This is a genomic window from Sporosarcina sp. BI001-red (assembly GCF_003384035.1).
Classification (GTDB): Bacteria; Bacillota; Bacilli; order Bacillales_A; family Planococcaceae; genus Sporosarcina.
In genome coordinates this window covers 60,836-74,668 of record NZ_QQAK01000002.1, presented here as the reverse complement: position 1 = coordinate 74,668, position 13,833 = coordinate 60,836, and the positions used below count along the sequence as shown (strand labels likewise).

The following is a 13,833-nucleotide window of genomic DNA, read 5'->3' as shown; positions in this document are numbered from 1 at the left end:
CATACCGAACACGGAAGTTAAGTTCTTCAGCGCCGATGGTAGTAGGGGGCTTCCCCCTGTGAGAGTAGGACGTTGCCGGGCAATTTAAAAAGCGAGTCGAGGATTTCATTCCTTGGCTCGCTTTTTTTGTTTGTTGGATTTAATTCGTATCTCAGTTCTAAAAGGCTGGTTGGATGGTGTCACTTTGGGAGAAACTAAGTGTGGATGGTGGGTTGAAAAGATGGGGGATGGATAGATACTTGGATGTCATGAGTAGAGATCAGAATTTATGATCAGAATTCGAAATTTATGATCACAATCCGAAGTTTATGAGCGGAATGCGGGATTTATGATCACAATCCAAAGGTTATGAGCGGAATACTGGGTTTATGATCACAATCCAAAGCTTATGAGCGGAATACGGGATTTATGATCACAATCCAAAGGTTATGAGCGGAATGCAGGATTTATGATCACAAACCGAAGCTTATGAGCGGCAACCCGAGATTCAAGTTCGATAATCCTAATTCAATGCCATACCTTATTCTTTGCCTTGAACCTAAGACTTCTTTTTTGCGCTGGGGGTTGGTTTCCATTATGGTTAAGGGACTAACCCACGAGGAGATGGCATTAATGGAATCAGTTTATGAGTTTACTGTACAGAAGGCTGATGGGACCGAGCAACCCCTCTCTGAGTTCAAAGGAAAGCCGTTACTTATTGTGAACACGGCAAGTAAGTGTGGATTCGTGAAGCAGTTTGACGAGTTGCAAGAGGTCTATGAGATGTATAAGGATCAGGGACTGACCGTGCTTGGGTTCCCATCGGATAACTTCAACAATCAAGAATTTGATAGCAGTAATGAGGCCGAGGAGTTTTGTAGGTTGAACTTCGGTGTGTCTTTTCCGATGTTTGCAAAAGTGGATGTAAAAGGCGATAGTGCAGAGCCGTTATTTCAATATCTTTCATCGCAAAAGAAAGGGATGCTTACGGAAGGGATCAAATGGAACTTCACGAAGTTCCTTGTAGACCGACAAGGCAATGTTGTCGATCGCTTTGCTCCCCAAACAGGTCCACTAAAAATGAAAGATGCGATTGAAAAATTGATATAACAGAAAAGGGCTAATACTTTTACTTATTCTTGCTTCCTTGACACACCCTTACGCCGCTGATAACCTATTATCTAATATTTAACCGAAACTATTAAGGGGGCATCAGGCATGTGGGAAACTAAATTTGCACGTGAAGGGCTAACATTTGATGATGTATTGTTAATACCAGGAGCATCTGACGTGTTACCGAAGGACGTATCGTTGTCTGTTCAATTGACAGAAAAGATTAAGTTGAACGTTCCGTTGATTAGTGCGGGAATGGACACTGTCACTGAATCCAAAATGGCGATTGCTATGGCACGTCAAGGCGGTCTTGGTGTCATTCATAAGAACATGAGCATTGAAGAACAAGCTGAGCAAGTTGTCACAGTAAAACGTTCTGAGAATGGTGTCATTACAAATCCGTTCTTCCTAACCCCTGAACATCAAGTGTTCGATGCGGAACATTTAATGGGAAGATATCGTATTTCCGGTGTTCCAATTGTGGACACGCTAGATAATAGAAAGTTAGTCGGGATCATTACGAACCGTGATCTTCGCTTTATCCAAGATTACTCGTTAACGATTGACGATGTCATGACGAAAGAACAACTCGTTACAGCACCAGTTGGTACTACGCTTGAAGATGCTGAAAAGATTTTGCAGAACCATAAAATCGAAAAGCTTCCCATTGTTGATGAAGACGGAACGTTGCGCGGTTTAATTACCATTAAAGATATTGAAAAGGTGATTGAATTCCCGAACGCCGCAAAGGATCATCATGGACGTCTTCTAGTAGGTGCAGCTGTTGGTGTAACATCAGATACAATGGTTCGCGTTGAGAAGCTTGTCGAGGCGGAAGTGGATGTCATTGTTATTGATACGGCACACGGTCACTCTAAAGGCGTTATCGAGATGGTGAAAAAGATTCGTGAAGCCTATCCTGAACTTGATATTATTGCAGGGAACATTGCAACTGCGGACGCTGCAAAAGCATTGTATGAAGCAGGGGCAGATGTTGTAAAGGTTGGTATCGGTCCAGGATCTATATGCACGACCCGTGTCGTTGCAGGTGTAGGTGTTCCACAGATTACAGCAGTCTATGACTGTGCAGCAGAAGCGCGTAAGCAAGGCAAGACGATTATTGCTGATGGAGGCATTAAGTTCTCTGGAGATATCGTAAAAGCACTTGCTGCGGGCGGACACGCTGTCATGCTCGGCAGTCTGCTTGCTGGAACGACTGAAAGCCCTGGAGATACTGAAATTTTCCAAGGTCGCCGCTTTAAAGTGTACCGTGGTATGGGCTCTGTTTCTTCAATGGAACGCGGTTCGAAAGATCGTTATTTCCAAGAGGATGCAAAAAAACTTGTACCCGAAGGAATAGAAGGTCGTATGCCTTATAAAGGGTCTCTTGCGGACACAGCTCATCAGTTAGTTGGTGGTATTCGCTCAGGGATGGGGTATTGCGGAACAAAGGATTTGCACACATTACGTGAAGAAGCACAATTCATCCGCATGACGGGTGCAGGTCTTCGTGAAAGCCACCCTCACCAAGTTCAGATTACGAAAGAAGCTCCAAACTATACAATTTCTTAACACAAGCTCGTCAGGAACTTCAGCACCTTTCTTCTCGTCTTATATGGGCGGAAAGGTGCTTTTTTTTATTTTGTATCCATCCCTTCCTTTAGGTATGATAAACTATGGGAGTAAATCGCGACGACGGAGGTAGTAATGTGAAGAAGATGAAGAACAGATGGCTGTCTGTACTATGCTCGGCAGTCTTGCTCGTAGCAGTATTTGGTGCAACACCCGCTCATGCAGAATCAGCGCTTGGCCTCCATGTGGATGCAGGAATTCTAATTGACGCGGATAGTGGAAAGATTTTGTACGAAGAAAATGCAGATGCTCCACTTGGAATTGCTAGCATGTCAAAAATGATGGTTGAGTACCTTCTGTTTGAAGCAATCGAAGAAGGTTCCATTACTTGGGATCAGGAGTACAAAGTAACGGACTATACATACAAGGTGTCTCAAAATCGTAAGCTAAGTAACGTTCCGCTACGCCGGGATGGTTCGTATACGATTAAAGAATTGTATGAAGCACTTGCAATCTACTCAGCCAATGCTGCAACGATTGCGATAGCTGAAACAATTGGTGGAACAGAAAAAGAGTTTGTTAAGCTCATGAACGAAAAAGCAAAAGAGCTTGGATTGAAAGACTACAAATTTATCAATTCAACAGGGCTGAATAATAAAGATCTACAAGGCATGTATCCTGAAGGCGCAGGCCCGGAAGATGAAAACGTGATGCCAGCTAAGTCAGTTGCGAAGCTTGCGTATTCGCTAGTTAATGATTACCCGGAAGTACTCGAAACGACAAAGATTCCTAAAAAGGTGTTCCGTGAAGGCACTTCTGATGCAATCGATATGATTAACTGGAATTCTATGTTGCCAGGTTTCATATTTGCATATGAAGGTGTTGATGGTTTAAAAACAGGAACTACAGACTTTGCAGGACATTGCTTCACAGGAACTGCAGTACGTGACGGCAAGCGCGTCATCGCAGTTGTGATGAAAGCAGTTGATACTAATGGTGAAGGTTCTTATAAAGCACGATTTGACGCGGCACGTTCACTATTTGATTATGGTTTCTCACAGTTCTCTGAAGTGGAGTTTGTTCCTAAAGGCTACCAATTCAAAGGTGAAAAAACTATAAAGGTTCTGAAAGGGAAAGAGAAGGATGTTGCCATTCAAGTAAAAGAACCAATTAAAATGATGGTGAAAACGAGTGAAAAGAAACAGTACACACCTAAGCTAGTCATCGACAAGAAAAAGGTGAAAGACGGCTCGCTTCAAGCACCTATTAAAAAAGGAACAGTAGTGGGTCACGTAGAGCTTGTGAAGAAAGATGGCTCTGAAGATTATGGGTTTATCAATGGAAAAGTTGCACAATCAGAAGTGGTAACAAAAGAGGCTGTTGATAAGGCAGGCTGGTTCTCTCTAGCAATGGGAGGCATCGGTCACTTCTTCTCGGGTCTCTGGGATAGTGGGACAGGCTTTGTAAAAGGATTGTTCAACTAAAAATAGCGGAACAGACGCGACTCTAGCGCTGTTCCGCTTTTTGTATGTTCCAGACATTCATTAGTTTTTCGATACCTTCCTCTATTTGGTGTTCGCTCAATCCACCAAAGCCAATCAAAAAGGATGGTGAGCCTGTTGCGTGTCCGGACTGATAGTCTTGCAAGCTGTAGACACGTAGGCCGGCTTGAAGAGCTTGGTCAGCTAGTGCAGACTCGGTTTGCTGTTTATGAACAGTTACAATGATGTGCATTCCAGCTTCATCACCAGAATAAGAAATTGCCGGTTCATAAGAAGTAAGGGCTTCTGTGAGCGTCTGAAGCTTTTTTCGGTACACTTTGCGCATCCTATTCAGGTGTCGGGAAAATTGCCCTTCTGCCATGAAACGTGCAAGCATGTGCTGATCAAGTCTCGGGACAGTGGAAGCGTATTGAATGAAGGCTCCTTTATAACGTTCTAGTAGCGCTTTGGGAAGAGCCATGTAAGCGATTCGCAGTGATGGCATGAGCGACTTAGAGAACGTACTTAAGTAGATAACATTTTCTCCACGGTCCATTCCTTGTAATGAAGGAATGGGTCGTCCTGCATAGCGGAATTCACCATCGTAATCGTCTTCGATAATGATATGTTCTGGATTGGAGGATGCCCAGTTCAGCAAAGCAGCTCTACGTGGTGCAGAGAGCACAGTGCCTGTAGGAAACTGATGAGAAGGCGTAACATATGCGACTGTTGCGATCGAACGCTGTAGAGCATCTACGTCCATACCATCGACATCAACGGGAATAGGAATTGCTGGCCTCATGTGATGGTCAAATACGTGATGTGTCAGTGGGTAACCTGGATCTTCCACCGCATACACGGCTTCTTGACCAAGAATACGGATAATGAGTGGAATGAGTTGCTCGGTCCCAGACCCGACGATGATTTGTTCAGGCGTACAAATAACGCCTCGTGAATGATACAAATACGCGGCAATCTCATTGCGTAATTCCACGTCGCCATGGGGATCACCGAGCTGTAATAAGTGAGCCGCATGTTCGTCAATAACATCCTTTGCAACTTTTCTCCATTTTGTAAAAGGAAACAATTCAGGATCCACCATCCCTGGTGAGAAGTCGATGGCTGCTGAAGGACGTAGAGGAGTGAGCACTTCCTTTATTTCTGCAGACTCTGTGTAGGCGAGTTCTTCGATGTCTTGAACGTAGTATCCGCTACGAGCAACTGCTGTAATGTATCCTTCTGAAACCAGCTGACCGTAAGCAAGCTCAATGGTAGTTTGGCTCACCGAAAGAAATTCACTTAACTTCCTTTTGGATGGTAGTTTTTTCCCGACGGGAATCCGGTGATCTGTAATATCCAGTTTCATCTGCCGATAAATCTGTTCGTATAGAGGAATTCCATGGGATTTATCCAACAAAATTAACCACTCTTCCATCAGATTCCTCCATTCTGACCCCATCAGTTTCTAATCCACAAAAATTGTGAAGGTCATAGTTGAAGTATAGCGCACTAAGATAAATGTAGAAATGGCTTCCATTTTTAAAATCACCCCTTTGCTTGCCAAACGATTCGGCGTATAGTAAAGTTAAAAGTAATTTCATACGTAAGACGATGAAAGGAAGTAGTAACAGCTAGTTTTTCTAAAGAGAGCCGACGGGTGGTGCGAGTCGGTGAAAACAACTGTGAATCCGTCCTTGAGCAGCCAAACTGAACAGAAGTAGGTTTGTGCCGGCACCGGAGCCGTTATCTTCCTGGAGTGAATCGGCATTGTGCTGATTAAGCTGGGTGGTACCGCGGGTAGTTCTCGTCCCTATTGATAGGGGATGGAGGGCTTTTTTTGTGTCCGAATTTCGGAAATCGTGACAACCAATTTGAGGAGGAATCGTAATGTTAGACAGAAAAGTGTTGCGTACAGACTTTGAAGGTGTGAAGAAAAAGCTTGCGATGCGTGGAGAGGATATCTCTGAGCTGGACAAGTTTCCAGCGCTCGACGACAGACGCCGCGAATTGTTAGCAAAAGTTGAGGTGCTAAAAGCGGAGCGTAACGAAGTATCTCAGAACGTCGCAGAGATGAAGCGTAACAAAGAGGACGCGGACGAACTTGTATTAAAGATGCGTAAAGTTGGAGAAGACATTAAAGCATACGACACGGAATTGAATGAAATTGAAGAGCAATTAGATTATGTCCTTATGCGCATTCCGAACATTCCGCACGAAAGTGTTCCTGTTGGTAATAGCGAAGATGATAATGTGGAAGTTCTCAAATGGGGAGACACACCAGAGTTTTCATTTGAACCGAAGCCACATTGGGAAATCGGGACCGACTTGAAAATCATTGATTTTGAACGAGCAGCAAAAGTAACGGGCAGCCGTTTCGTATTTTACCGTGGCATGGGCGCACGTTTAGAGCGTGCACTTATCAATTTCATGATGGATCTGCATCAGGATGAGAATGGCTATGAGGAAATGTTACCTCCGTACCTTGTGAATCGTACAAGCTTGACGGGAACCGGACAATTACCTAAGTTTGAAGAGGATGCATTCCTCGTTGAAAAAGAAGATTACTTCATGATTCCAACTTCTGAAGTACCAGTAACGAACTTTTATCGGGATGAAATTCTGAATGCTGACATGCTTCCTAAAGGCTTTGCAGCGTACAGCACAAACTTCCGTTCTGAAGCAGGTTCTGCGGGCCGCGATACACGCGGATTGATTCGCCAGCATCAGTTCAACAAAGTGGAACTCGTCCGTTTTGTGAAGCCTGAGGATTCGTATGACGAGTTGGAAAAGCTGACAGGACATGCGGAAAAAGTATTGCAATTGCTTGAGCTTCCATACCGCAAGTTGAAGATGTGTACAGCTGATCTTGGATTTACGGCTGCGAAAAAGTATGACCTGGAAGTATGGATCCCTGCACAAAATGCGTATCGTGAAATTTCTTCATGTTCAAACTTTGAAGATTTCCAAGCGCGTCGTGCCAACATCCGTTTCCGTCGTGAAGCGAAAGGGAAGCCTGAGTATGTGCACACGTTGAACGGCAGTGGCCTTGCAATTGGGCGTACGGTTGCTGCGTTGCTCGAAAACAATCAGCAACAAGACGGTTCTGTTTTGATCCCGAAAGTATTACGTCCTTATATGGGTGGAAAAGAGTACATTACAGCTACTGAATAAGAGAGAACATAAAAAGCGACATCGGAAGTCATTCTGCTTCCGGTGTCGCTTCTTTTTTCGCTCGTTTCTTCTTTTCACGCAATGCTCTAAAGAAGTTCGTGAGGAGTGCACCACATTGTTCACCTAGAACGTTTTCGCGGACTTCACATTCATGATTGAACCGGTCGTCGTTCAACAGTCTATAGAGGGAATCGACACACCCTGCTTTCGGGTCTCGGGCACCATAGACAACTGTCGGGATTCTCGATTGTAGAATAGCACCCGCACACATCGGACAGGGCTCAAGCGTCACGTAAAGAACGGTTTTTTCAAGTCGCCAGCTACCAATGACCTCACACGCATCTTGAATCACCGATAGCTCCGCATGAGTCACCGCATTTTGCGTCGTCTCCCGTAAATTGTGCGCACGCGCAATCACTTTACCATGATGAACAATAACAGCTCCGATCGGAACTTCTCCAAGAGCTTCTGCTTTCCTTGCCTCTTCAATTGCCAACCCCATAAAGTACTGATCTTGATCGTTCGAATACATACTCATCGCTCCTTACCCTCAGTGTATCACGGTTTAAATCAGAATGTTCCACGTGGAAAAAATGTCACAACCAAATGGGTGCTTCCTATGATAAACTAAAAGGACGACATTAAGTGAAAGACAGGAGCGTTGGTCATGACCATTCCATTCATTGCAGTAGAAGGACCGATCGGGGTTGGGAAATCCACATTATCCAAAGCGATTTCGGAAAACCGCCAGTTCCATCTACTCATGGAAATTGTGGATGAAAATCCGTTTCTCAATAAGTTTTATGATGATATCGAAGAGTGGAGCTTTCAAACCGAAATGTTCTTCCTTTGTAACCGATACAAACAGCTCGGCGACATTCAAAAACACTATCTAGCCGAAGACAAGCCCGTCGTCGCAGACTATCATATATTTAAGAACCTCATTTTTGCTCAACGCAGTCTCTCAGAAAGCGACTACGCAAAATACGAGCAAATCTATAACATCTTGACAATAGGGATGCCTGTCCCGAATGTCATCGTCTATTTGCACGCAAGCCTATACACACTCATGAAACGAATTGCAATGCGTGGTCGTGATTACGAGAGAGGCATGGATCCGAACTATTTGCGTCAGCTATCCGAAGACTACGATACATTCATCAATCGATTCGAACGCACGCATCCGGAAATTCCGGTCTTACGTTTCAATGGAGACGAACTTGATTTCGTTGCGAATGCACGTGACCGGCAATACATCCTTGACGCAGTCGATGCCGTCATCCAGAAAGAGGTTATTTAAGTGAACTTACGTGAAAAATACGGAATTCCGCAAAATGCAGTCATTACAATCGCTGGAACAGTAGGTGTCGGAAAATCGACGATGACGACAGCACTTGCTGAAGCACTTGACTTCCGCACATCTTTTGAAAACGTAGACCAAAACCCATACTTGGATAAATTCTATGAAGACTTCAAAAAATGGAGTTTCCATTTACAAATTTACTTCCTAGCAGAACGTTTCAAAGAACAGAAGCGCATCTTCGAATATGGCGGCGGATTCATCCAAGATCGTTCGATTTATGAAGACACAGGAATCTTTGCCCGCATGCATATGGAAGAAGGCACGATGGATCCTGTCGATTACGAGACGTATACGAACTTGTTCGACGCGATGGTCATGACGCCATACTTCCCACATCCCAATCTGCTCATCTACTTAGAAGGACCGCTTGACAGTATTATAGATCGCATTCATGAACGTGGACGCGAGATGGAGCAGGAGACACCGATTACGTATTGGGAAGAAATGCACGCACGGTATGAGAAGTGGATTGACTCATTCACTGCTTGCCCGGTGCTTCGCCTAGACATCAATGACTACGACCTAATCACGAACGCTCATGAAGTGGAACTGATCGTCGAAAAGATTGGCGGCATTCTGTCTCAAACAGAACCGCTTCGTAGCTAACAACGCAAAAGACCTTTTCCGGCAGCGAAACCTGTCAGGAAAGGTTTTTTTCATTTTTTATCGAATGGAAGAATAGAGTATTTCTATCCGTGGTCAAGTGTTATTGACGCGTTGAAAACGAATCACGTATAGTGAACCCTATAGAAAATTCCACTGTGAAGGAGATACAGCCTATGACTGCAAACGAAAAAGCAACTACAGCGTATGCAAATGAGCTTGAGCAAGGCTATGCTGCCGCAAGCCGTCGTGAAGAGTTTTACGTACAAGAAGGAATCATTTACTTTGACGGCAACTCTCTTGGATTATTATCAAAACGTGCAGAAACCACATTACTCACCATTCTAGATTCATGGAAAACCTATGGTATTGACGGGTGGATGCAAGGGGAGCGTCCTTGGTTTAACTTATCCGAAGAATTAGGTGCGTCCCTTGCTCCGCTAATCGGTGCAGAAGCGGAAGAAGTGATTGTAACAGGTTCGACTACCTCGAATCTTCATCAGCTGCTTGCCACATTTTTCAAACCATCAACCGGTCGAACAAAAATTTTAGCCGACGAATTGAATTTTCCGACGGATATTTACGCGATAAAAAGCCAGCTAAAGCTGCATGGACTAGATCCTGCCGAGCACCTCATTCAAGTGAAGAGCCTTGATGGACAAACACTGCGGACTGAAGACATTATAGAGGCCATGACCGATGAAGTTGCTGTCGTGATTTTGTCCGGCGTTCTCTATCGTAGCGGACAAGTGCTCGATATGGAGAAGGTAACAGAAGCGGCTCATGCAAGAGGGATTTTAGTTGGCTTCGATTTGTGTCATTCGATTGGAGCAATTCCACACGCACTGGATGATTGGAATGTTGACTTCGCATTTTGGTGCAATTATAAGCACTTAAATGGAGGTCCGGGGGCTACGGGCGGCATTTACGTTAACAAAAAGCACTTCGGTACACAACCTGGACTCGCAGGATGGTTCGGTTCAGCGAAAGACCGCCAGTTCGATATGGAGCATACGTTTACGCCTGCAGAAGGTGCTGGGGCACTTCAGATGGGCACACCTAACTTACTCAGTTCCGCACCGTTGATTGGTTCACTAGAACTCATGAACGAAGTCGGAATGGACGCAATTCGTGAACGATCACTGGCTTTGACGGGTTACTTGCAGGAGTTAATCGAAACGGAACTTGAAGAGTATGGACTAAAGATAACGAGTCCAAAAGTAGATGCGGAACGTGGTGGTCATGTATTCATCGTTCATCAAGAAGCGGCACGTATTTGTAAAGCACTGAAAGCAAATGGTGTTATTCCTGATTTCCGCACGCCTAATGGAATCCGTCTGGCACCAGTTGCACTGTATAACACGTTTGAAGAGGTGCTTGAGACGGTGAACATTTTAAAGCGTATTATGGACGAAGAACAATATAAGCAATTTGAAAATAAGCGAGAAGTCGTCGCGTAAAAGGGAACTGGGGGATTTGTAATGAATAAAGGGATTTCAGATTTGAACTTGGATCAAGAGGACATTCACACCGACTTTAAAAAGGATATGACATACGGAGAATACTTGCATCTCGATCAGATTCTATCGAGTCAAGAGAGACTGTCAGGCCATCACGACGAAATGTTGTTCATCATCATCCATCAAGTGAGCGAACTGTGGATGAAGCTAACGTTGCACGAACTGACGGCAGCTATTGACGCAATCGACAAGGGTGAAATGCAGTCGGCATTCAAAAAACTAGCCCGTGTAACGAAAATTCAATCTCAAATCATACAAGCATGGGACGTACTCTCGACAATGACGCCTGCGGAATACTTGGAATTCCGCGATTCACTCGGCAAAGCATCCGGATTCCAGTCCTATCAGTATCGTCTAATTGAATTTGCACTTGGTTATAAGTCTTCACACATTTTAAAGATTTACGAGAAGGACGCGGAAGTGCATGCGATGCTGAAAGACGCGTTGAATCAACCAAGTATCTATGATGTTGCAATTCGGGCATTATCAAAAGCCGGTTTTGCCATTAATCCCGAATTGCTTGACCGCGACTTCAGTGTCACGTATGCAGGGGATCCAACCGTTGAAGCAGCTTGGGAAGCGGTCTATCGCGATGTAAATAAGTACTGGGATTTGTATCAGCTTGCTGAGAAGCTTGTGGACGTTGAGGATTGGCTCCAACAGTGGCGATTCCGTCATATGAAAACGGTTGAGCGAATTATCGGTTTTAAAACAGGGACAGGTGGATCGTCTGGTGTGAACTACTTACGCCATGTGCTCGACCACCGGTTCTTCCCAGAACTATGGGATTTACGTACGAAATTGTAAGAACGATAGAGTGATGAAAGAGGGGGAGTTGTATGGAGGAGAAGGGACGAACTGAACAATGGTCCTCTAAGTTAGGATTTATATTATCATCTGCGGGGGCTGCGATTGGACTTGGGGCGATCTGGAAATTTCCTTATGTGACGGGGATGAGTGGGGGCGGTGCATTTTTCCTATTATTCGTCGTCTTCACCTTGATCATTGGTTTACCGATGCTGCTTTCTGAATTCATCATCGGACGCGGCACGGGCAAGGAAGCGATCAGTGCGTATAAAAAGTTAGCACCGGATAGTCTATGGGTGTGGATCGGCCGACTGGGTGTCTTAGGATGCTTCTTACTGCTTTCCTTTTACAGCGTAGTTGGCGGATGGGTGCTCGTCTATAGCGGACTTGCGATCCCAGGTCAGGTAATCGGGGATGGAACGAACTACGGTGAGCTATTCGGCTCGGTCATTGGTTCTGTATGGATTACGTTGCTTGGATTGTTGTTGTTTACGGTTATTAACGTCATCGTTATTGCGTCGGGGATCCAAAATGGTATTGAGCGTGCCAACAAATATATGATGCCACTGTTATTCGTCTTTTTCATTATCCTTGTGGTACGTTCTTTGTCGCTAGACGGTGCAATGGAAGGTGTGAAGTTCTTCTTAGCCCCAGACTTCTCTAAGATAACGGGTGAGTCGATTCTCTATGCACTTGGGCAGTCGTTCTTCTCGTTAGCCGTAGGATTTTCGTGTATGGTGACGTACAGCTCGTATTTGAAAAAAGACGTCAGCTTACGATCATCAGCAGGATCCGTCGTGGGCATGAACATCTTTGTATCACTTCTCGCAGGACTTGCGATTTTCCCGGTAGTCTTTGCATTTGGACTATCACCTGACGAAGGACCGGGGTTGCTGTTCATAGTGTTGCCGGAAGTATTTGGGCAAATGCCATTTGGGGAGTTATTTTTAGCATTGTTCTTGCTGCTGTTCTTATTTGCAACATTGACGTCTTCATTCAGTTTGTACGAAATCATTGTTGCTGCACTAACAGCGAACGGCAAACGCACTCGAAAGACGGTGGCTTGGTTAACGGGACTCATCGTATTCGTGGCAGCAATACCATCCGCTATGTCGTCCAGTTTGCTGGAGTCATTCACGATGAACGGTAAAAGTATTTTCGACAGTACGGACTATATTGTCAGTAATGTACTTCTGCCTCTAGGCAACTTGCTGATTGCATGGTTCATCATCCACAAAATGGATCGTGAACTTGTGAAACAGGAATTTAATTTGAGTACAAAGGACTCACCGGGATTGTTCCGAGTATGGATCATCTTGATGACTGTAGTCGTACCACTAACGATCGTAGCTGTATTTGTAAATAACCTTTGAGATGTAACTAGAAAGGATGACGGACATGACGAAGTTAACACAGTGGATCGACATCACTCAGCCACTCAGCAATTCGATTGCAGAATGGCCAGGGGATACGCCGTTCAATTATGAACTAACGTTTACGAAAGAACAGACAGGCTCCGTCAATATCGGTCAAGTCACGATGAGTGTCCATACAGGGACGCACATCGACGCACCGTTCCATTATGACAATGAGGGTAAGCGTGTGCATGAGCTCGATCTGTCCTTGTATATAGGAACGGCAATGGTAGTGGATGTCACAGGGCATGCGCAAATCGGTCGTGCAGAACTTGAAGGTTTTGACTTTAAAAGTGTGGAGCGACTCCTGCTTAAGACAGGTGGACATCCGGATCCGAATACATTCCCAAAAGACTATCCTGTATTGAAAGCAGACATCGGTCCATTTTTGAAAGAGCGGGGAATTCGGTTAATTGGCGTGGATGTCCCATCCGTCGATTCAGTCGACAGCAAAACGATGGACGCGCATCACTCGCTTTACAATAACGGCGTGAACATTTTGGAAAACACCGTATTGTCGAAAGTGGCGCCTGGAGTGTATGAGCTGATTGCACTCCCGCTTGCGTTGGAAGGTTCAGATGGTAGTCCAGTGCGCGCGGTGTTGCGCTCGTTGGAGAGCTGATATTACATAAGAGCTGCTTAGAGGGGGGAGCCTCCTTTAAGCGGTTTTTTTATGGATGAAGGAATGGCAAGCATTGGGTTACCGAGTAATCACTGATGATGGGTGCATTGTGTGTTATCGAGAATGAAGCACACGAGACTGTTGTGGCTGTAAGAATAGGTTTGTTAACTATAAAAGAGATTGACTA

The 13,833-nt window shown here is 44.8% G+C and carries 12 protein-coding genes, 1 rRNA gene and 1 other annotated feature; of the genes, 11 read left to right on the top strand and 2 right to left on the bottom strand.

Annotated elements, in window-relative coordinates:
• The 4 genes from rrf to DVB69_RS00840 form a co-directional block, all read left to right on the top strand.
• A 5S ribosomal RNA gene (rrf, locus tag DVB69_RS17980) occupies nt 1–81 on the top strand; the annotation flags it as partial.
• Between the two features lie 531 nt (nt 82–612).
• Nucleotides 613–1,089: a glutathione peroxidase gene (locus DVB69_RS00850; RefSeq protein WP_116015620.1), complete on the top strand. Its 477-nt coding sequence runs from the start codon at nt 613–615 to the stop codon at nt 1,087–1,089.
• Nucleotides 1,090–1,197: 108 nt separating this feature from the next.
• The gene (gene guaB / locus DVB69_RS00845; RefSeq protein ID WP_116015618.1) at nt 1,198–2,664 is read left to right on the top strand and encodes an IMP dehydrogenase; all 1,467 of its coding nucleotides are present in this window, start codon (nt 1,198–1,200) and stop codon (nt 2,662–2,664) included.
• A gap of 137 nt (nt 2,665–2,801) precedes the next feature.
• Nucleotides 2,802–4,148: a serine hydrolase gene (locus tag DVB69_RS00840; RefSeq protein ID WP_116015616.1), complete on the top strand. Its 1,347-nt coding sequence runs from the start codon at nt 2,802–2,804 to the stop codon at nt 4,146–4,148.
• A gap of 22 nt (nt 4,149–4,170) precedes the next feature.
• Here the strand turns inward: DVB69_RS00840 and pdxR are convergent, their stop codons facing one another.
• Nucleotides 4,171–5,580: a MocR-like pyridoxine biosynthesis transcription factor PdxR gene (gene pdxR / locus DVB69_RS00835; RefSeq protein ID WP_116015614.1), complete on the bottom strand. Its 1,410-nt coding sequence runs from the start codon at nt 5,578–5,580 to the stop codon at nt 4,171–4,173.
• Between the two features lie 167 nt (nt 5,581–5,747).
• Nucleotides 5,748–5,960 (top strand) — a binding site (T-box leader).
• Between the two features lie 72 nt (nt 5,961–6,032).
• Here pdxR and serS point away from each other — a divergent pair.
• Nucleotides 6,033–7,316 (top strand): serine--tRNA ligase, encoded by a 1,284-nt coding sequence (serS, locus tag DVB69_RS00830; protein WP_116015612.1) that lies wholly within the window; start codon nt 6,033–6,035, stop codon nt 7,314–7,316.
• A 28-nt stretch (nt 7,317–7,344) separates the two neighbouring features.
• Here the strand turns inward: serS and tadA are convergent, their stop codons facing one another.
• A complete protein-coding gene (gene tadA / locus DVB69_RS00825; RefSeq protein WP_370452900.1) occupies nt 7,345–7,854 on the bottom strand; it encodes a tRNA adenosine(34) deaminase TadA in 510 nt (169 codons plus the stop codon).
• A gap of 129 nt (nt 7,855–7,983) precedes the next feature.
• Here tadA and DVB69_RS00820 point away from each other — a divergent pair, with 129 nt between their 5' ends.
• From DVB69_RS00820 to kynB, 6 genes are all read left to right on the top strand, one after another.
• Nucleotides 7,984–8,616, top strand: coding sequence for a deoxynucleoside kinase (locus tag DVB69_RS00820; protein WP_116015608.1), 633 nt, complete (start codon nt 7,984–7,986; stop codon nt 8,614–8,616).
• Entirely contained in the window at nt 8,617–9,285 is a 669-nt protein-coding gene (locus tag DVB69_RS00815) for a deoxynucleoside kinase (protein WP_116015606.1), read from the top strand.
• Nucleotides 9,286–9,458: 173 nt separating this feature from the next.
• Nucleotides 9,459–10,742, top strand: coding sequence for a kynureninase (gene kynU / locus DVB69_RS00810; protein ID WP_116015604.1), 1,284 nt, complete (start codon nt 9,459–9,461; stop codon nt 10,740–10,742).
• Between the two features lie 21 nt (nt 10,743–10,763).
• Nucleotides 10,764–11,609, top strand: coding sequence for a tryptophan 2,3-dioxygenase (gene kynA / locus DVB69_RS00805; RefSeq protein ID WP_116015602.1), 846 nt, complete (start codon nt 10,764–10,766; stop codon nt 11,607–11,609).
• Between the two features lie 32 nt (nt 11,610–11,641).
• Nucleotides 11,642–12,982 carry a sodium-dependent transporter gene (locus DVB69_RS00800; RefSeq protein WP_116015600.1) on the top strand — a complete coding sequence of 447 codons (1,341 nt, stop codon included), beginning with the start codon at nt 11,642–11,644 and terminating at the stop codon, nt 12,980–12,982.
• Nucleotides 12,983–13,007: 25 nt separating this feature from the next.
• The gene (gene kynB, locus DVB69_RS00795) at nt 13,008–13,646 is read left to right on the top strand and encodes an arylformamidase (protein WP_116015598.1); all 639 of its coding nucleotides are present in this window, start codon (nt 13,008–13,010) and stop codon (nt 13,644–13,646) included.
• Nucleotides 13,647–13,833: the final 187 nt, after the last annotated feature.